Raw genomic sequence first — 18,518 nt, forward strand, 5'->3', positions numbered from 1 at the left:
CTAGCGGTTTTCCCCCAAAAAACCAAGAACACTATTGCTCTAGCTGAATTTCCCGGGTCGCGACTTTTTGCAAAAAGCTCTGGTCATGATCTACTACCAATAAGGTAGGCCGAACATCCAGTAATAACGCTTCAATTTGCTGGTGGTTGAAGACATCCAAATAATTCAGCGGCTCATCCCAAATAAATAACTCAGCTGGTGTAGCTAAGGATTTTGCTAGTTCAACTTTCTTTCGTTGTCCCATACTCATCTGCTCAATCAATTGCGTAAAAACTTCCCGCTCCATCCCCAATTTCTGCAAATTCCACAGAAAATCTTGATAGTCCAGTTGGTTCTCTTCCGCAAACGATTGGAGACTGCCGCGATTATCTTCATAATTTTGCCGGACGTAACTAACAGTGACTGGCGGCAAATGGATTGTCCCAGTTACTTCGCCCGTAAAAGTCCCTAATAGTGCTTGAATAATCGAAGATTTTCCCGAACCATTGCGACCCACCAAGGCGACTTGCTCTCCTTGATTAACCTCAAAGGTCAAGGGCTGAAACAAGGGCTCTGCATAACGTAACTTTAAATCTTCCACCCGCAGTAGCTGACGATGATGGGAGGGCTGATAACTGATGCGTAATGGTTCCACATACTCGATATCCTTCAGTAATTTTTCTTTCTCAGCTACCTGAGTGTTCAAGCGCTGCACGATTGCTTTGGAACGTTTCATAGTACGAGCTGCATCAGCTCCTACTGCACCTTTATTGACTCGCCGATTTTCCGTATCAATAAAACCTGTCCGTTTTTTAGCTTTATCACCTTCACGAGAACGGGACCATTCAGCCTTTTCAGCCGCTGTCTGCTTCAGTCGCCCGATTTCGCGTTGTAATTTTTCGTTCTGCGCCTGCTCAAATTCATCTTGTAGACGTTTTTGTTCTTCATAGGTTGAAAAGTTCCCTTGATACAAGCGCAACTTGGTCTTGTCGATGGCTAAAATGTGATCCACCACTTGATCTAAGAAGAAGCGATCATGGCTAACTACAATATAGCCTTGCCGTTTACGATTCAGATAGGTAGCCACCTGCTCCCGGCCTGCGATATCCAAATGATTCGTTGGCTCATCAATCAAAGGAAAGTGTTGCTCATCCGTGAAAAGCTGAGCTAACAGCACTTTGGTCTTTTCACCACCAGATAATGAATCAAAAGGTCGCCACAAAATATCCGGATCAACCCCTAGTAAGTTCAACTCTCGTTCAATTTCCCACTGCTCAAAGTTTCCTAATTCAGTCAATACATAAAATGTTAGCTGCGTTTTATCTTGCAGCTTTTGCGGAAAATAGACGAAATCCAAGCTGTGTTGGATAGTTCCAGTGTATGGCAACGATCCTTGTAGCAGTTTCAGCAGCGTCGTTTTCCCCCGACCATTGCGCCCTACTAGCCCCAACTTCCAGCCAGTATCCAGATTAAGCTCCGCATGATCGAATAATGGCGTGGTCTGACCGCCATATTCGAAGGATAATTGTTTGATTTCTATTTTAGACATTTATCTCACCCTTTAAAAAAAGACCAGTCCTATTTTCAGGACTGGTCAAAAAGAGTCTTTGCCTAAGCATCTAAAAAGACCCCACATTGAATGCAGCCAATCCTGAAAACCTGCACACAGACCCCTTGGTAGAACCCAAAAAGACTATCTAAATGCAGCTTCAATAATTGATTGCTTATTTCAATGCGCGATCCCTCACTTCGTATTTGATACTTTTACTGTACGGGATGAGCTTTAGTTTGTCAATGAGAAGGTACTAAATGATTACCTTAAAAGTATCACCATCAATGTTGCCCCCAGAGACTATAGCGACACTCGTCTGATCTTTCAGTATATGATCGATTGCACCACTTAAGATTGCCGCCGTTGTCAAGGCACCTGCACCCTCTGCAATGATTTTTTCTTTCAAAGCCAGATAAGTAATCGCACGTTTAATTTCATCTTCTTCCACTAAAACTGTTTCATCAATCAAATCACTTAATAAATCAAAAGTCAGATTACCCGGAACTGCAACATCACAGCCGTCTGCTAGCGTACGTTGCTGCCGGTTAGCCGTGATTGTATGATTCCATAGCGAACGAACCATCCCATGCACACTATAAGTCTGAACACCAATAATTTTTATTTGAGGATTTAGATTTTTAGCAAACATTGCGATACCTGTGATAAGACCCCCACCGCCAATTGGCACCAGAATATTATCAATTTCCTGTAATTGTTGGAAAAGCTCAACAGCAACTGTTCCTTGTCCAGCAATCACTTCAGGGTCATCATACGGCGGAATAAATACCTCTCCTGAAAGTAAACTAGCACTTAAGCAGGCTTGCTTGGCCTCATCAAAATTTTCTCCTACTAATTCTACCATTGCTCCGTATTTACGAGTAGCCTCAATTTTCATTTTAGGAGCAGTCACTGGCATAAAAATACGTGCCTTGATACCTAACATTTTTGCAGAGATTGCCACGCCCTGTGCATGATTTCCAGCAGAGCAGGCAATTACTCCCCGTGACTTTTCTAATTCTGTTAAGAGAGCTAATTTATTATAGGCACCACGGATTTTAAATGAACCCGTTCGTTGCAAATTTTCCAATTTGAAATGAACGCATCCATGTTTTGCTTCTGACAAAATATTACTAGGAACCAATGGTGTTTTGATCACCACTGGTTCCAGACGTTCATAAGCATGTTCAATATCAATTGTAATTCCTTTTTTTGTTGTAACCATTTTTTATTTACCACCTGACAACGCAATACCTTCAATAAATTGTTTTTGGAAGATCAAGAAGGCAATGATCAATGGGATACAAGCCAGGAATGAACCAGCCATTACCATTGGGAAATCAGTTCCATATTGGCCACTTAAGGAAGCCAAACCAGCTGAAAGCGTCATTTTTTCTGTGGAGGTATTGACGATCAACGGCCATAACAATGAATTCCAGCCATACAATAAAGTAAAGATAGATAATGAAATTAAGGCTGATTTAGATAACGGCAGGATCACTGTGAAGAAAATACGGATTCGTGAAGCGCCATCAATAATAGCCGCCTCTTCGACTTCTTTTGGTATCGTCATAAAGAACTGTCGCAATAAGAAAGTCCCAAAGGCTGAGAAGAGACCAGGCATAAATAAGGCTGGTATTGAGTTCAAAAGTCCTAATTTTTGAATGATCAAGTATTGTGGAATCAAGAAAATTTGGCCTGGGACCATCAAAATTGATAGTAATAATAGGAATAGAAAATTCTTGAAAGGGAACTCTAAGCGAGCAAAAGCATAGGCCGCTAATGCACAAAAGAATACTTGACCAACAGTGATTACAATCGTGGATAGAATCGTATTCACGTAGAAGTTACCAAAAGGGAAAATCTCAAAAATTCGTGCGAAATTGCCCCATTGCGCCACTTCCGGCAAAATACTTGGAGGAACCTGAATCGCTTCGGTTTTAGTTTTAAGTGCTGTCAAAATCATCCAAATAAACGGAAACAACATCATAGCGGAACCTAAAATTAGTAATAAGTGTACGACAATTTTGCCGTGTGATTTACTTTTAGTCATAACGTTTTCTCCTTAACTAGAATAATGAACCCATTTTTTCTGCAACAAGAAGTTGACGGCCGTGATAGCTAATGTAATCAATAACAGTACCACAACAATTGCTGCACCATAGCCTTTATTATTAAAGACAAAGGCGTTACGATAAAATAGGAACGCCACTGATTGCACACTCTTCAAGGCTGGATTTGTTTCTGAATACATCAGATAGATCAAATCATAGACCTGTAAAGCCGAAATTATAGAGGTAATCAATGTAAAGAAAATCGTTGGTGTTAACAAAGGCAATGTTACACTGAAAAATTTCCGGATAGGACCAGCCCCATCCATTTCAGCTGCTTCATAGAAAGTTGAGGAAATTCCTTGCAATCCGGCTAAATAAATTACGATAGAAGTTCCCAAAGAACTCCAGATTCCCACCACTACTAAAGCAACCATTGCCCATTTAGGATCCGTCAGCCAATTAGGCCCATCTATACCAAATACTGCCAAAATTTGGTTTAAAATCCCAAACTCAGAGTTAAAAATCCATTTCCAAATCATCGCTACTGCCGAGGTCATCGTAACCGCTGGCAAAAAGTAAATGACACGATAAAAACTTTTTCCTTTGATTTTAGCATTTAGTAAAACTGCAATAAAAATAGCGATAAACATACCAACTGGTACAGTGAATAATGCATATGTAAATGTATTTTTCAAGGCACCAATAATTTCTGGATCTGTAAATAATCGTTGATAATTTTTAAAACCAATGACTTTATAACCGCCAAACATGCCCCATTCAGTGAATGAATAAAAAATACTTTGAAACATTGGAATCAAGTAAAAAATAATAATCCCGGTGAACAGTGGGGCTATAAATAGCCCCGCCGTTACCAATTGATCTTTCTTATAGCGTTGGAAAAAGCTGCGTTTCTTTGGTTTCTGTTTACTTTCGGTTTTAGTATTTTTCAGTTGAATCGTCTCCATATCCGGGTCCCCCTTTTATGACTTACTGCTTCAAGATTTCATCTGCCTTTTTAGCGATTTCTTCACAAGCTTCTTTAACGGTGATTTCACCTGTCCAAGCTTTATTAATTGAATCTTGTTCAATTGCGATTGCTGCGGATGAGTTTTTGTAGTTTGGCAATGCAACTGCATAGTCAGCGGCATCAACAAACACTTGTAGATTTTTATCTGGGTAAGCATTAACCCAAGCTTCTTGTGAACCTTCATAAACCGGAATAACGGTTCCTGATTCTGCTACATGTTTCATAGATTCTTCAGTCGTCAAATATTCAACCCATTTTTTCGCTGCTTCTTTGTGTTTTGACCCTGCGTAGACTACATTAGCTAAAGAGTTAGAAGTAGTCGCTCTAACTTTACCTTTAGGTAGTGGCGCAACATCGATATTTTCTTTTCCGTATTCTTCTTCAAAGAAAACTGGTGTTTGATAAGAACCATCCACTGCCATTGCAACTTTGCCTGAAAGCATCAATTCAGTTTGGTTAGTATTAGTAATCAATTCGATTGGTGTCCCAGAACCGTCTTTGACGAAATCATACCAAAATTCTACCCCTTCAATCGTAGCCGGTTCGGTAAAGCCAGATGCTTTCCCATCTTCGCTAAATGGTGAGCCTTCATTTTGGTAAATCGTTTCGTAATAGCCCCCTTGCCAAGTAGCTGGCACAGCCATACCATAAATACCTTTATCTTTATCGGTTAATTTTTGGGCAACTTCTTTCCAAGTATCCCAAGTCCAAGTATCATCTGGATATGCGATTCCTGCATCATCAAACATTTTTTTGTTATACCAAAGGCCATTGGTATCAAAGTCTTTCGGTACACCGTACAATTTACTATCAGCGCCGGTGTATGCCTGTAAGTATTGGTCATGGATCTTATCTTTGTTGAAAGCTAGATCGTCTAATGGTTCTAAGACACCGTTGTCGATGTAGTCCACTACACGAGGGATATTCATCCAGAAAACATCAGGAGCATTTTGACCAGTTACAGCTGTTTCTAATTTTGTCCAATATTGGGCCCAAGGTGTAATCTCAAATTTCACAGTAATATTAGGATTTTCTTTTTCAAAATCTTTGGCGATTTCTTCATAAACAGGTGCTTGCGCCTTATCCCATAAGCCGTAAGTAATCGTCTGCTTTTCATCCCCACTGCTACTACCGCCACCATTATCTCCGCCGCCACAACCAGCTAAGACTAATCCTAAGCTCGCCATTCCTAAAACTGCTCCAATAATGCTCTTTTTCATCTTCTTCCCTCCAAATTTATGTTTTATAATGCTGTGATTTCAGTTGTATCTGCCGACTTCACTTCACCCTCAGCGATGCGGATCGTTTCCATCGTGCTAGCTAAAGGACACGCGATTGCTGGATCAACATTATCCAAAATAGATTGCGCGAAGTGTTTGATTTCGATATAATAGCCACTTTCTTTACTGATTTCCGGCTCAAAGCTTTCAGCATCGTTAGGATAATCAACTAATTTCCCTTTTTCTAAAATGATGCTGCCTTTTTCAAAAACAAAACGGAAACGCATTTCAAAGCCAAAGTCATTGTTGTTGATGGTCCAGTTATCAGAAGCGTTGGCTACAATGCCATCATAGTGATAATTAGTAGAGACTATGTCGTAACCACTGCCTTCAAAAACAACGCGGCCCGTTGAGCTGACGGATTTTGGTGTACCCAATAGCCAGTTCAACGTATCCACATCATGAATATGTTGATCTAATAGACAACCGCCGGAACGTTCTTTGGTCAATAACCAGTTTTCCCATGACCAGAACGGGGTCGTGCCACCACGGAACAAGTTAGCTTCAGTCATCTTACCGTAGCGACCACTATCTAAAGTTTCTTTAATATAGTTGTAAGAAGGAAAGAAGCGTAAAGTTTGACCAATCATTAAATAGCGATCATATTTTTTTGCTGCATCAATCATCTCTTGACACGCCTCACTTGAAATGGCCATTGGTTTTTCACAGAATACATGTAAACCTTTCTCCATCGCTTTGATTGCATATGGTGCGTGGATAAAAGTCGGTAAACATAGATCCACATAATCTAATTCTTCTTGATCGATCATTTCATCCATATCAGTGTAGAAATTAAATTGTGTAAAATCGATACTTTGATCGCTGACATCAATATTTCCTTGTGTTAGCTTTCCTGATTTTTTTTCTTCATTTACGTCACAGATTGCCACGATTTTGACTGGAAATTTTTCTTCCATTAAACGCATATAAATACTTAAGTGAGAACTTCCCATGAAGCCTAATCCGACTAACCCAACTTTTAACATAATAATTTCCCTCCGCTTTAAAGATTTACAATATAGTCTAATGCTCGGCTTGTGTCATAAGCCAATTGTTGCCCATTTTGTTTGTAGGCGCTCAACTCACAGGTCAGCGGCCCGTTGTAACCGATATCATTTAACGCCTCTATTAATGGTCGCCAGCTTACATCCCCATTTAATAAAGTGGTAAAGCCCTGGATATTCCCGATACTTACTTTAAAATCTTTCACATGAATCTTCTTGATACGAGGTCCTAGAATGTGGACCCATTGTTCTGGGAAACCAAATTGTAAGATATTGCCTGCGTCAAAATACATACCCACATAAGCGTTGTCAATAGCATCAATAAACTGACGAGCCTCCAGAGGACTTAGCAAGAATTTGTTCCAGACGTTTTCGATTCCAATGTGGATTTGTCGTTCTGTGGCGTAGGGAGCCAATTCTTTAAAAGCTGCTAATGACCGGTCATAGCAAATGTCATAAGGAACATCCTGTTTTACCAGACCTGGCACAACTAACACAGCATCGCCGCCCAGTGCTTGACAGACATCAATCATCTTGCGAACAATAGCGATTCCCTTTTCTCGAATCTCAGGTTCATTGGCACTCAATGGATAATTCCAATGAAGAGCCGTGGAAATACTACTGATAGGTAGCTGGTACTTTTCACTTAAGGCTTTAATGCCTGCTAGATCTTCTGCAGTACTATCTAAAGTCAAATCTAGTTTTTCCGAAAGTGCCAAATCGCCAGTTACGATGTTTTCTGCAGCATTGTTTTCGCTTAGATTTAATTCAATCGTATTAAAACCAGCGTCCTTAGTCAGTTGAAACTGCTCTTCTAACGATAGCCCTGCTGGTAATGACCAGACATTCATTCCCTTTAATAAGGTCATGCGTGTATCTCCTCCTTCAAATAAATAATTTGTTGCGTAGTAGCAGCTGCATAAGCTGCTTCAGTCAACGCAACTGTGTATAAGCCATCAACACCAGAAACCGGTGCTGGTCGTCCCTGATCTACCGCGTCAATAAATGCTTTGATCATTAAAGAATCCATGTCCTCTTCAAAGTAGAAATCGGTAATACTATGATTTTCATCATTAAAGACTTTGACTTTACGACCAAAGCCATCAATCGTTAGTTGTCCTTTTTCAAAAACTAATTCCAAAATTGCGTCACCCCACACTGGGTAAGATTTTGGTCGATTCCAAGAAGTATCAAGTGACATAATCACCGGCTCATGAAAAGCAATTTGGACTAAACCTATATCCTCAACTGGTAAATTTGCTTGGCTTTTTGCTGCATATGCGTAAACTTCCTTGGGATGTAGTCGAAACAGATAATTTACTAAATCGGAGATATGAACCGTGTGGTCAATCAACGCACCTCCACCAGAAAGATTAGGATCAATGAACCAACCGCCTGGATTTTTACCATGATTGGAAGAATTGATCAGCTTTAACGCTCCCAAAGTTCCTTCATCCAAGATTTTTTTTAGATTTTGAACCGGTTCTGCAAAACGTACAGGGTGTGCTACCATCAACAAACGCTCTGCCGTTTGGGCGGCCATGATCATCTCCTGTGCATCAACAGTGTTCAAGGCCATTGGCTTTTCAACAATTACATGCTTTCCTGCTTTTAAAGCTTGTAAGGTATAGTCTTTGTGGAAAATATTTTCAGAACAGATTACAACAGTATCGCAGTCTGTCTCTAATAATGCCACGATGGTTGTGAAATGAACTAATTTTTTTTCTTCAGCAAAACATTCTGCCCGAGGTTGATCATGATCAAAAACTCCCGTAATCTGTACTTGCTGATCTCTAAATTGCTGTAAATAACTGTAGACATGCATATGGGCTACACCGATAATCCCGATTTTCATCCTACCTTTACCTCCCGCTGTTGAACCTGTTGGATTTCTTCAACCAAGTCGATGATATATTGTTCTAGTTCAGCTGAAACTTTCTTCCCGTTGATTTTGATTGGCGAGCTAGTATAGGTACCACTAAAAGCATTATCTGCTTGCGAATCATATTGAATCATCCCATTTTTTCCAACCAACTCTATTTTGAAAACTGGTACTTGCGGCTCATCCCAGCTTGCAAATGCTAAGTTCACTAAACACTCGTCTTGCAAATTCAAGGTAACTAATAGGCTATCTTCATTTTTTAATACCGAGTAAGAACTTGGTTCTTCGTTTTTTAATCTAAAAACCATTCGCAATATCTCATGGATTATTTTCGTTTGTTCAACTTCTTTAAAACGGTGATCATAAAAAGAAATACGTAAAAATGTTAAAGTACCGATTTCTTTTTGTGCCACGATTTCTTCGATGTCTTGCACTAATTCCATTTCAGCACCTCCAAGCACTCATTTATGAATGCGCTTTCTTTATCTGCTGTTAGAATACAGGAGAAACTGTTACGACTATTTAGATAAAAGTATCCTTAATTTACAAAAAAAGACTCGCTATGAGGAAATATTACATAATTCTCTAATATATGGCATAATGAGGGTACGAAAAACACAAATATGATTCTGGAGACGCCTTATGAACAAAACAAATCACGTTAATTCGGGAAAAATAATGACTAGTATGATTGATAACATAACAAACATATCCTATTATGAATTCTCTCCTAAAATGACTTTTGCCATTAGTAAGTTGAACTATTGGAATCTTTGTTTTGTCGATTACGGCGAAGTAGAGTTATCTGTACTAGAACAGTGCTATCATTTACAAGAAGGTATATGCTTTCTTTCAGCACCGGGCAAAGATTTTTCTTTTGAAACACAGGATAATCCAGTTAATATGATGATTATTGGATTTGAAACTCCAACTAAGTTAATAGAGGCAGTTTATGAGCGCCCGATCCTGTTAAAAAATACGACCCGTAGTTTATTTGCCAAAATTTTACACGAGGCCAAAACTGTCTTTCCGCAGATTTCATTGAATGTTTTTCGTACGGAAGATCGTCTTAAAAAAATTCCCCTAGGCGCTGAAGAGTTGCTTTATCTTTATCTATCTGAACTTTTGATCATTATTGCTCGCTCCAGCCAAGAAAATGTACCCCAAGAAACCGAAAAAAATTTTATCAAAACTCATTTCGGTAAAAAGGTAGTAGATGACATCATCCAGTACATGGAACAAAATTTGGATAAAAATATTTCAGTGACTGAATTTGCTGACCATTTTTATGTAAGCCCTTCCTATATCAAGAAATTCTTTAAAACAGAGACTGGTTTTAGTCTCATCAATTTCTATCGTACTTTAAAAATGGAAAAAGCGAAATTTTGGATTCGTGAGGAAGCCATGACGTTTACAGAGATATCAGCGCAACTAGGTTATGATACGATCCACCATTTTTCTAATACATTTAAAAAATATACCGGGTTAAGTCCCACTGCTTATAAAAAATCAATCCAAGCAATCGAAACAAAATTAGATACATAATGAAGGAGGCCCTTATGCAACTAGAACATCGCGATATTTTAAATCGAATCCAACAAGACGAATTTGGCGAAATCACGTTTTCGCGTTATGAAGTGGCGACAGGTCTGATGTCGGTAACTCATCTAGATAAAATTTTTAAAGAAGCCTTGCAGTTTTTAGCACTTTGTCATCAAAATAACCTCGAGACGTTGTACGCTTCGAGGCACCTCGACCCTGATGTTTACCTAGTGACTTTACAATTTCAAAATCAAAGTTTAGCTAATTTACTGATTGACGGCTCTCCTAAGCATAATATGCACTACACCAAACAAATTGAGATGGTAGGCCCAAATGGTATCTATCAGTATAATTCATTGTTTAATCGTGGCTTTTCCTCTGATTTCTTACAAGAGGGCAACTATCAGCCACAATTTCAAGAAGACTCATTGGAAAATCTATGGCTATCAGGTTTGGTCGAAAAAATTCAAGAAAGTATCCAAACGGATAGCATCATCTATTTAGGAGGAACCCTATGAAAGTTGGGATTATCGGTTGTGCTCATATGCAAGCCAAAACCTACTGTGAAGTTTTACAAGAAATGGGGGTTACAGTAACCGGGGTCTTTGACCGTAACCGATTGCGTGGCACTAAATTCGCCAAAGAATTAGGTATTCCATTTTTTCAAAGTTTAGAAAAGATTTTAACTACCGACATGGATACAGCCCTGATTTGTTCAGAAAATTCACTGCACTACGACTATACCCTCGCCTGCGCTTTTCATAAGATGCATGTCATTGTCGAAAAGCCGCTAGCCTTAGAACCAGAAAATGCTAAACGCATGATTCTTTCATGTCAGGAGAATGGTGTGAAGCTTTTCGTGGCACAGCCTGTTCGCTATGCTCAAACTATCATTGATTTAAAAGAAAAATTTGATAGTGGCGAGTTGGGTAAAATCATTGCCATTGTTGGAACCAATCACGGCAAAAATCCAGGCGGGTGGTTTTTGGACAAAGAATTATCCGGCGGAGGCGCTTTGCTGGATCATCTGGTCCATATCATCGACTTATCAAAATGGCTCTTTCATTTTGACATAAAATCTGTTTATGCCCGGACTAACTGTCACAATTATTCAGATATTGAGGATTCTGCCTTACTGCATATCAACTTTACCAATGATGTTTTTATGAGTCTTGATACATCTTGGAATCGACCAGATAATTATCCTGTTTGGGGAGATGCTGCCATGAAAATCATTACCGAAAAGGGTTACCTTTATGTCGATGGCTTTGGTCGTCGTTCTGAAGTTTATCAGCAAGGAAAGTTACCTATTTATAGTTTTTATGAAAAAAGTATGGACTACTCCATGTTAGAGGACTTCCGACGGTGTATTGACGAAGATCTTCCTGAGACAATTAATGGTGCCGATGGTCTTTATCCAGTAGAAATAGCTAATTTAGCGTATCAATCTGTCCAACAAAAACAATTAATCACTTTGTCAGCTACCCAAGCGACTGACAAAAAATAGCTAAATAAGTCTTGAAGCATCTAGTCCAATAAGTGCAAATAAAAATGCGAGCTGACCACATCTTTAAGTGTAATCAGCTCGCATTTTTCATAGTAACAGGTGCTAATTTCTCATTTTGCACCCGTCATTAGTTACTTTAAATATGTTCAATCGTTTCTTGATCGATAGATCGTTGGGCTGCTAAGGCCAAACGCCCAGCTTGAACACTGGAAGTCAGATTGGAAACTGGACTTTTCCCAGTGTTGATAGCCGCCAAAAAGTCTGCCAACTGTTCCTCATCCCCTGGTTCCATTTGTTGCTCCAAGTGCTGGTTATCATAGGTCAACGTCTCTGCTTTTAGACGATCATGGATCACAATTTGATTGGTAACATCATCAAAATACAGTTCTCCCTTGGTCCCAAAGAAATGGAATTCTCGCTTGTAATAAGCCGCAAATTGGCAAAGCTGATAAGTCGCTTTCGCGCCATTCTCATATCGGATCATCACAGTTTGATGATCATCTACATCAATTTCACTGTTGAAGACACAACTATCAGGCCAATTATCAGACCAATTGATATTTTTTTCCTTGGCTAAATTTTGAATACTTTCTTCACAGACATCACGGATTTCACATTCATGACAATGCAACGTATCAGGAACCGGCCGGCCAAATTTTTCAATGGCCCCCACTTCTCCAAAAACAGCCAAATCTCCAAAAGCTACAACATTTTTCGGATCACTATCTAAATACCAGTTGATTAAATCTAATGAGTGAGTCGCTTTTTGTAACAAAAGCGAGGTCGCCTTTGCTCTAGTACGATGCCAATCATGAAAAAAGGCATAGCCACCATACTGAATATGATCAATGACATCTGCCATAATAACTCTGCCAATGATCCCACTAGTTAGAAAATCTTTAACTCTACTAAAAGTCCGCGCATAGCGTAAAACATAGCCGACTTCAAATACCTTATTATAGCCCTGTAATTTCTCTTCAATCAATGTGATTCTTTCATCACTGATTTCTAACGGTTTTTCACAAAGAATGTGCTTATCTGCCTCGATTGCTGCCAAAATGATCTCGGCATGCGTATCATCTGGCGTTGCAATAAAAATCGCATCAACTTCTGGATTTGCCAATACTTCTCGGTAGTCCGTAGTGTTAAGGACCCCTGGAAATAAATCAAAATGGTGGCCTAACGCATCACAAACCATCTTAATTTCCACATCTTTATGTGCTTGAATCGTTCGTAATGTGTATTTATAGCCGCGGTTACCCAAACCGATAATACCAAACTTTACTGTCATACCACTACCTCCCATCTTTTTCAAGATAGCGCTTTCTCCATATGGTGTCAATCAGAATTAGAAAGATTATAGGGTTTCCTTAGCAAACTCTCTCAGGCCAATAAAAAAACAGCTTATTCGTTGCTCAAAAGCATAACGAATAAACTGTTTTAAAAAAATCTAAGTAAGCTTAGCGCCCTATTATTCCGCTGGTGTTGCTTCAAATTCACCGGTTTTGCCGATTTCAGCGTAGTCGTCTAAAATCATTTCTACATAGCTTTTGAAGGTATCAGAAGAATGTGTTGCTCCAGTCACGGCTTCGACTGCGCTAACTTTTTGGTCTTTCAATAAGGCATCGGTTAATTCTTTGCTATATTTTTCAGGATATGTTTTAGTTTCTTTTTCCATATTGGCTTTGTAATCTGCATCTGTTGATTTCAATTTACCGTCTTTATTGACACTATCGAAAGTTACGGCAGCGATTTTATGGTCTTTGATGGTCAATTCGACAAAGTCTTTCCAGCCTTGTTCGCTGAATTCTGGTGCAGTCAATTTGTAAGTGCCATCTTGATATAACGGTACGATTGCTTCATCAGTCGTACCTGCTTCAGCATTTTTAGCTGCTGCTTTAGCTAATGTATCGAAGTTACGGCTCGAGTGAGTGGCCCCGCTGACTACATCAATGCGGTTAGCATCTTGGGTTGCCACTAATTCTTCCCCTAAACGAGTAAAGGCTTCTTTCGGTGTGAATTTGTTAGCTGCTGCGAAAGCTTCTTCATAGTTTTTATCGTCAGAACGAATTGCGCCATCGGCATTCGTATAATCATATTTTGCCGTGGCAATTTTACCGTCTTTAACTGTCAATTCGACAAATGCCTGCCAGTCCCGGACATCGGTCCGGTCGAAGGTCGCTTTGTACGTGCCATCCTTATAAGCAATATCAGAAGCACTGGCTTCCGTCATCGCTGGCAAACCACTGGCAGCGCTAGACGCTGTTGTTGATTCTGCCGTTGAAGCTGTTCCCTTATCATTTCCGCCACATGCTGCTAATAACCCAACACTTAGCAATGCGACTAATCCTAATCCAACCTGTTTTTTCATGTTTCTTCCTCCTTGTGATGTTATGAACAACTCATTCTACCAAGGAGCGACACCGCTCTCAATCTCAATATTTCACAGAAAAAATCGAAAAATAGATCGCTTCTAATCGACTAAGCTCCCCTCAAGTTGCTTGACAATGTCGATCAGAAACGATCTACTGTTATTTTTTGAAAAAGTAAATTGGTATCCCAATCAAAGTTAAGGCAATGCCTGTTAACGCTAAAAGGGGCGTTTTCAGCAATGTCATCACCAAAATAAAGAGGCCTCCACCAATTGCGATCAATGGGACTACCGGATAAAGTGGGACTTTATAAGGTCTCGGGCGATCAGCCTCTCGTTTTCTTAAAAGAAAGACCGCGATAAAAATCAAAATGCTAAAGAGCCACATGACAAAAACTAACATATCCGTCAAAAGATCAAAACTGCCTAGACACATCATAATTATCGCAATTGTCAGTTGGACCAAGGCGGTATTACGCGGAACCGCAAACCGATTCAGTCGGCTTAAAAAACTGCTAAAAGGCAATTCATGCTCCAAAGCCATGGCGTAAGGTACACGGATTCCAGTCATGGTGTAGCCATTCAATGCACCATAGACGGAGATCAGAATACCAATCATGACGATTTTCCCACCTTGTGTACCAAATAGACGGACAGCCACATCAGAGGCGGCGTTTAGATTGCCACTGATAGCACTCAATGGTAGGGTCCGCAAAAACACAAAATTGATGACTAGATAGACGAACGTCACAAAACTCAAGCCGATAATAATCGCTCGTGGTAAGTCTTTCTCTGGTCGGCGCATCTCGCCAGCCATCGCTCCTACCCCCAGCCAACCATCATAAGCAAATAATGTTGCTAGTAAAGCCCCACTCAGACCGCCCCAAGAATTTCCGGCAGGTAGTAGTGAAAAAGTCACTGGCGTTTGAGGAGCGAACAGTAAGCCGGCAATCACGATGGCGCCAATGGGCAAGAGTTTAATCAGCAAAGTGCCTGACTGGACCCAAGACGCTGCTTTCGTTCCTAGTAGGTTGATGCCGGTCACACTGACGGCTGTAAGAATGGCTAAAGGTATTAGCCAGCCAAGGGACCAGCCAAACAAGTTAAGTAGTTGGGTGGCAAAAATAATACTAAGTGCCGCAATATTGGCTGGAAAATAAACAATCATTTGCGCCCAGCCTAGCAAAAAAGCGGGCAATTTACCATAAGTCAATTCAATGTATTTGATGGCACCACCAGTTTCTGGAATAGCCGTTGCTAACTCAGCTACCGTCAAGCCGGCGCAGATTGTCAAAAAACCGGCTAAGAGCCAGACTAATAGCGTCATACTGGCTGACTGGGTTAACGCCACAACTGCCGCTGCTTTAAAGAAGACTCCGGCACCAATAACCGTCCCCATCACGGTTGAAAAAGCGCCTAAAAAGCCAATTTCACGTTTCAATTTTTTTGTTGTCACCTGCTCGCTCCCTTGCTCATTTTTTAGTTATATTGTCGTAATAAGCAATAGTATACAGAAAATATTCTGAAAACACCACTTTGAACAGACACAACTTATTTTATTTTTCTCATACTTTCTGCTTGCTCTGGGACGCGTTTCATACTTTACACTAAGGCTACCAATAAAGAGGAGGCACTATCATGAACACCTATCTTAAAATCGACGGACCAAAGGAAACCCTGCTTTACGCACAAATCACCTGTGAAAATGGTCAACTGCATATAACCAATACCGATCCTCTACGTAAATCCTATCAAGAAGTGATTCCCTTAACCGCCATCCAACGCCTTACTAAAGATACCTTCTGGGGTGGGCAACGGATTACTTTCCAATATGAAGGAAATTTTTATACCTTCTATGAATGCGGCTTAGGTGTGGTAGACTATTTAGTAGAAAGTCTCAATCTGTAGGTGAAGAAAATGGCAAATATTCGTGATATCGCTCGTTTGACTGGCTATTCCGTCTCTACTGTCTCGCGGGTGATCAATCAGCATCCCTATGTCAGTGAAGAAAAGCGGCAGCATATCTTGCGGGTTATGAAGGAGTTAAATTACATTCCTAATTCCACCGCGCGCCAATTAAGCTATGGCAAAACGAAAAATATTGGCGTGATTATCCCCTTTACGAATCACCCTTATTTTGACCAGCTATTAAGCGGGATCACGAAAGCTGCCTTTGAGTCACAATATAAAGTCACTTTATTGCCCACGAATTACGATAGTGCAATTGAAACCGATTATCTTGATCAGTTTGCCGCCAAAGAGTTTGATGGCTTAATCATTACGTCTAGAGCGAATGCCTTTGAAAAAATTCTGAGTTATCAACAATATGGTCCGATTATTTTTTGTGAGGATCTAGACGAAGAAAATATCGGGTGTGTCTTCATTGACCGAGAACGCTCCATCCGCGAAGGCTTACTCTATCTCCGGGACCAAGGTTGTCAAAAAATCGGCGTCACGTTAGGGCGGAGTGGCAAATTAAGTAAGAACTCCAAAATCACGGTCCGACTTTGTCAGGAATTACTACCAAATTTTCAAGCGGAAGATATTTTATGGGACTGCTTGGATTTTGCTGATGGTCAAAGGGCCGGCAACTATTTTGCCAATAAGGGTGTCGATGGTATTTTTACCAATGGGGATGGCGTTGCAGCTGGTATCGTGGACACACTTGAGGAAGCTGCACCACTTTTGGTAGGACGCGATAATCTGATTATTAGTAAGTTTCTAAACATTACCACCATTGATCACCATTTGCCCCTTTGCGGCGAATATGCCTTTAAGTTATTTATTACCAACAGCCAGGAGCATCTGCGAGTCCCGTACACCTTTATCAAACGTAACGCACTGTAAAAAAACACAAGTATGGTCCTCTGACCGTACTTGTGTTTTTTGCTAATGTGTAAAGCCGTAACGTTTAATCTCTTTTTTCTCATGGTAACGTAGATGCGCCTGCTGCAATTCTGCCAAAGCCGCGTTGAGATCTTGGATAAAATCATTGGCCATATTCATACCAAAATCACCGCGAACTACTAACCGCTGAATCACTAATTGATCGAGATTTTTAGGTAGCGGATACGCCGGTACTTGCCAGCCACGCATTAAGAGACGGTCGGCTAAATCATACAACGTCCATTGAATCTTGTCCGGATCCTTCAGTTGATAGCAAACCAAGGGCAACTCTTCTCCGCGATTGATGAGCGTAAAAAAGCCCGTATCTTCGATGGCTTGCGCCAGGTAAAGGGCCACTTTATGCGTCCGTTCATGAATCAAACGATACCCTTCAAAACCATAGCGGATAAAATTATAATACTGTCCTAAAAGTTGCGAGGCACTATGGGAGAAATTGATGGCCATGGTAGGCAATTCGCCGCCTAAATAGCTGACTTTAAAGACCAGTTCCTCCGGTAAAAAGCGTTGCTCGCGCCAAATCACCCAGCCAACACCTGGATAGACCAAGCCATACTTATGACCCGAAGCATTGATAGACACAACGTTTTTCAACTGAAAATCCCAAACAAGGTCAGGTGACAGAAAGGGTGCGTAAAACCCGCCTGAGGCTGCATCAACATGGATACCAAGAGGGAACTGACTTGTTTGGTTATGAGCCTCCACTAAGGCATCTAAGCCTTTAATATCATCGTAACAGCCAGTATAAGTGATTCCTAAGATTCCTACGATACCGATTGTATAATCGTCCACTAAATCCATTACTTGATCCAGATCCAGTGACAAATGCGCTTCGTCAATGGGAACTGTCCGTAATTCAATATCCCAATACACACAGAACTTTTCCCAGCAGACTTGATAACCTGATGAAATAATCAAATTAGGCTTACGATCCATTGCTAAGCCTTGTTTCTGAGCATTTTCCCGCCATCTAAATTTCATCGCCATGCCTGCCAGCATGCAGGCTTCTGATGAGCCGATTGTAGAAGTGCCAGTAAAATCATCTGGTGCATGCCATAGGTTGGCGATCATATTGACGCAACGATTTTCAATCTCAGCCGTACGAGGATACTCGGATTTATCAATCACATTTTTTTCTAAGGTCTGACTCATGAGCTGGATAGCTTCCGGTTCCATGTAGGTTTGACAAAAAGTTGACAGATTTTGTCGCGCATTCCCTTCATCCAACAACTCATCTTGAATCAATTGGTAGGCAATCCGCGGTTCAATTGATTGATCGTTCAACCGATATTTTGGTAGATCCTTGCCTTCCATTTCTGAGCCAAAAATCGGTTCTAAATAATCCGCTTCTTGGCGGTCGCTTTTCCCATATAACATTTGATCACTCCTCTCATATTCTACCTTACGCTACTTTGAAAA

Annotated in this window: 18 protein-coding genes; 5 read left to right on the forward strand and 13 right to left on the reverse strand. The window is 40.5% G+C overall.

Features of this window, described 5'->3' with window-relative positions; all coding sequences use genetic code 11:
• Nucleotides 1-31: 31 nt before the first annotated feature.
• From abc-f to ECA01S_RS05855, 9 genes are all read right to left on the reverse strand, one after another.
• Nucleotides 32-1,528: a ribosomal protection-like ABC-F family protein gene (gene abc-f / locus ECA01S_RS05815; RefSeq protein ID WP_067392515.1), complete on the reverse strand. Its 1,497-nt coding sequence runs from the start codon at nucleotides 1,526-1,528 to the stop codon at nucleotides 32-34.
• Nucleotides 1,529-1,784: 256 nt separating this feature from the next.
• Entirely contained in the window at nucleotides 1,785-2,753 is a 969-nt protein-coding gene (locus ECA01S_RS05820; protein WP_067392518.1) for a pyridoxal-phosphate dependent enzyme, read from the reverse strand.
• 3 nt (nucleotides 2,754-2,756) lie between these two features.
• Nucleotides 2,757-3,581 carry a carbohydrate ABC transporter permease gene (locus tag ECA01S_RS05825; RefSeq protein WP_067392521.1) on the reverse strand — a complete coding sequence of 275 codons (825 nt, stop codon included), beginning with the start codon at nucleotides 3,579-3,581 and terminating at the stop codon, nucleotides 2,757-2,759.
• Nucleotides 3,582-3,593: 12 nt separating this feature from the next.
• The gene (locus tag ECA01S_RS05830) at nucleotides 3,594-4,547 is read right to left on the reverse strand and encodes a carbohydrate ABC transporter permease (RefSeq protein WP_067392525.1); all 954 of its coding nucleotides are present in this window, start codon (nucleotides 4,545-4,547) and stop codon (nucleotides 3,594-3,596) included.
• Between the two features lie 22 nt (nucleotides 4,548-4,569).
• A complete protein-coding gene (locus tag ECA01S_RS05835) occupies nucleotides 4,570-5,829 on the reverse strand; it encodes an ABC transporter substrate-binding protein (RefSeq protein ID WP_067392528.1) in 1,260 nt (419 codons plus the stop codon).
• Between the two features lie 23 nt (nucleotides 5,830-5,852).
• Nucleotides 5,853-6,875 (reverse strand): Gfo/Idh/MocA family protein, encoded by a 1,023-nt coding sequence (locus ECA01S_RS05840; RefSeq protein ID WP_067392531.1) that lies wholly within the window; start codon nucleotides 6,873-6,875, stop codon nucleotides 5,853-5,855.
• Between the two features lie 17 nt (nucleotides 6,876-6,892).
• Complete coding sequence (locus tag ECA01S_RS05845; protein ID WP_067392535.1) at nucleotides 6,893-7,762, reverse strand: sugar phosphate isomerase/epimerase family protein; 870 nt, start codon at nucleotides 7,760-7,762, stop codon at nucleotides 6,893-6,895.
• Entirely contained in the window at nucleotides 7,759-8,748 is a 990-nt protein-coding gene (locus tag ECA01S_RS05850; protein ID WP_067392538.1) for a Gfo/Idh/MocA family protein, read from the reverse strand. Before ECA01S_RS05850 ends, ECA01S_RS05845 begins: the two co-directional genes overlap by 4 nt.
• Nucleotides 8,745-9,218, reverse strand: coding sequence for a hypothetical protein (locus ECA01S_RS05855; protein ID WP_067392540.1), 474 nt, complete (start codon nucleotides 9,216-9,218; stop codon nucleotides 8,745-8,747). The genes ECA01S_RS05850 and ECA01S_RS05855 overlap by 4 nt, the downstream gene beginning before the upstream one ends.
• Nucleotides 9,219-9,417: 199 nt before the next feature.
• Here ECA01S_RS05855 and ECA01S_RS05860 point away from each other — a divergent pair, with 199 nt between their 5' ends.
• The 3 genes from ECA01S_RS05860 to ECA01S_RS05870 are packed head-to-tail and all read left to right on the forward strand — an operon-like array spanning nucleotide 9,418 to nucleotide 11,824.
• Nucleotides 9,418-10,320 (forward strand): helix-turn-helix transcriptional regulator, encoded by a 903-nt coding sequence (locus tag ECA01S_RS05860; protein WP_067392543.1) that lies wholly within the window; start codon nucleotides 9,418-9,420, stop codon nucleotides 10,318-10,320.
• 14 nt (nucleotides 10,321-10,334) lie between these two features.
• Nucleotides 10,335-10,835, forward strand: a complete 501-nt coding sequence (locus ECA01S_RS05865) for a hypothetical protein (protein WP_067392546.1) — start codon at nucleotides 10,335-10,337, stop codon at nucleotides 10,833-10,835.
• A complete protein-coding gene (locus tag ECA01S_RS05870) occupies nucleotides 10,832-11,824 on the forward strand; it encodes a Gfo/Idh/MocA family protein (RefSeq protein WP_067392548.1) in 993 nt (330 codons plus the stop codon). Before ECA01S_RS05865 ends, ECA01S_RS05870 begins: the two co-directional genes overlap by 4 nt.
• Nucleotides 11,825-11,960: 136 nt before the next feature.
• Here ECA01S_RS05870 and ECA01S_RS05875 read toward each other — a convergent pair whose 3' ends face one another.
• The 3 genes from ECA01S_RS05875 to ECA01S_RS05885 all read right to left on the reverse strand — a co-directional run bounded on the left by ECA01S_RS05875 (nucleotide 11,961) and on the right by ECA01S_RS05885 (nucleotide 15,594).
• Entirely contained in the window at nucleotides 11,961-13,115 is a 1,155-nt protein-coding gene (locus tag ECA01S_RS05875) for a Gfo/Idh/MocA family protein (protein ID WP_067392551.1), read from the reverse strand.
• Between the two features lie 180 nt (nucleotides 13,116-13,295).
• On the reverse strand, nucleotides 13,296-14,195 hold the full coding sequence (locus tag ECA01S_RS05880; protein ID WP_067392554.1) for an FMN-binding protein: 900 nt from the start codon (nucleotides 14,193-14,195) through the stop codon (nucleotides 13,296-13,298).
• Between the two features lie 160 nt (nucleotides 14,196-14,355).
• Nucleotides 14,356-15,594 (reverse strand): APC family permease, encoded by a 1,239-nt coding sequence (locus ECA01S_RS05885; protein WP_067393180.1) that lies wholly within the window; start codon nucleotides 15,592-15,594, stop codon nucleotides 14,356-14,358.
• A 239-nt stretch (nucleotides 15,595-15,833) separates the two neighbouring features.
• Between ECA01S_RS05885 and ECA01S_RS05890 the strand changes: the two genes are divergently transcribed.
• Together ECA01S_RS05890 and ECA01S_RS05895 are read left to right on the forward strand one after the other, a co-directional pair.
• Complete coding sequence (locus ECA01S_RS05890) at nucleotides 15,834-16,103, forward strand: hypothetical protein (RefSeq protein ID WP_067392557.1); 270 nt, start codon at nucleotides 15,834-15,836, stop codon at nucleotides 16,101-16,103.
• Between the two features lie 9 nt (nucleotides 16,104-16,112).
• The gene (locus tag ECA01S_RS05895; RefSeq protein ID WP_067392560.1) at nucleotides 16,113-17,042 is read left to right on the forward strand and encodes a LacI family DNA-binding transcriptional regulator; all 930 of its coding nucleotides are present in this window, start codon (nucleotides 16,113-16,115) and stop codon (nucleotides 17,040-17,042) included.
• A 42-nt stretch (nucleotides 17,043-17,084) separates the two neighbouring features.
• Here the strand turns inward: ECA01S_RS05895 and gad are convergent, their stop codons facing one another.
• Nucleotides 17,085-18,476 carry a glutamate decarboxylase gene (gad, locus tag ECA01S_RS05900; protein ID WP_067392563.1) on the reverse strand — a complete coding sequence of 464 codons (1,392 nt, stop codon included), beginning with the start codon at nucleotides 18,474-18,476 and terminating at the stop codon, nucleotides 17,085-17,087.
• Between the last annotated feature and the right edge of the window lie 42 nt (nucleotides 18,477-18,518).

Source organism: Enterococcus canis NBRC 100695 (assembly GCF_001544375.1).
GTDB lineage: Bacteria > Bacillota > Bacilli > Lactobacillales > Enterococcaceae > Enterococcus_H > Enterococcus_H canis.

What these genes read in the sequence shown, in the direction of transcription:
- ECA01S_RS05875 (WP_067392551.1), bottom strand. Translation starts at nt 13,115, where the DNA reads ATGACAGTAAAGTTTGGTATTATCGGTTTGGGTAACCGCGGCTATAAA.
- ECA01S_RS05830 (WP_067392525.1), bottom strand. Translation starts at nt 4,547, where the DNA reads ATGGAGACGATTCAACTGAAAAATACTAAAACCGAAAGTAAACAGAAA.
- ECA01S_RS05825 (WP_067392521.1), bottom strand. Translation starts at nt 3,581, where the DNA reads ATGACTAAAAGTAAATCACACGGCAAAATTGTCGTACACTTATTACTA.
- ECA01S_RS05895 (WP_067392560.1), top strand. Translation starts at nt 16,113, where the DNA reads ATGGCAAATATTCGTGATATCGCTCGTTTGACTGGCTATTCCGTCTCT.
- gad (WP_067392563.1), bottom strand. Translation starts at nt 18,476, where the DNA reads ATGTTATATGGGAAAAGCGACCGCCAAGAAGCGGATTATTTAGAACCG.
- ECA01S_RS05860 (WP_067392543.1), top strand. Translation starts at nt 9,418, where the DNA reads ATGAACAAAACAAATCACGTTAATTCGGGAAAAATAATGACTAGTATG.
- ECA01S_RS05865 (WP_067392546.1), top strand. Translation starts at nt 10,335, where the DNA reads ATGCAACTAGAACATCGCGATATTTTAAATCGAATCCAACAAGACGAA.
- ECA01S_RS05820 (WP_067392518.1), bottom strand. Translation starts at nt 2,753, where the DNA reads ATGGTTACAACAAAAAAAGGAATTACAATTGATATTGAACATGCTTAT.
- ECA01S_RS05845 (WP_067392535.1), bottom strand. Translation starts at nt 7,762, where the DNA reads ATGACCTTATTAAAGGGAATGAATGTCTGGTCATTACCAGCAGGGCTA.
- ECA01S_RS05870 (WP_067392548.1), top strand. Translation starts at nt 10,832, where the DNA reads ATGAAAGTTGGGATTATCGGTTGTGCTCATATGCAAGCCAAAACCTAC.
- ECA01S_RS05890 (WP_067392557.1), top strand. Translation starts at nt 15,834, where the DNA reads ATGAACACCTATCTTAAAATCGACGGACCAAAGGAAACCCTGCTTTAC.
- ECA01S_RS05835 (WP_067392528.1), bottom strand. Translation starts at nt 5,829, where the DNA reads ATGAAAAAGAGCATTATTGGAGCAGTTTTAGGAATGGCGAGCTTAGGA.
- ECA01S_RS05855 (WP_067392540.1), bottom strand. Translation starts at nt 9,218, where the DNA reads ATGGAATTAGTGCAAGACATCGAAGAAATCGTGGCACAAAAAGAAATC.
- abc-f (WP_067392515.1), bottom strand. Translation starts at nt 1,528, where the DNA reads ATGTCTAAAATAGAAATCAAACAATTATCCTTCGAATATGGCGGTCAG.
- ECA01S_RS05850 (WP_067392538.1), bottom strand. Translation starts at nt 8,748, where the DNA reads ATGAAAATCGGGATTATCGGTGTAGCCCATATGCATGTCTACAGTTAT.
- ECA01S_RS05840 (WP_067392531.1), bottom strand. Translation starts at nt 6,875, where the DNA reads ATGTTAAAAGTTGGGTTAGTCGGATTAGGCTTCATGGGAAGTTCTCAC.
- ECA01S_RS05885 (WP_067393180.1), bottom strand. Translation starts at nt 15,594, where the DNA reads ATGGGGACGGTTATTGGTGCCGGAGTCTTCTTTAAAGCAGCGGCAGTT.
- ECA01S_RS05880 (WP_067392554.1), bottom strand. Translation starts at nt 14,195, where the DNA reads ATGAAAAAACAGGTTGGATTAGGATTAGTCGCATTGCTAAGTGTTGGG.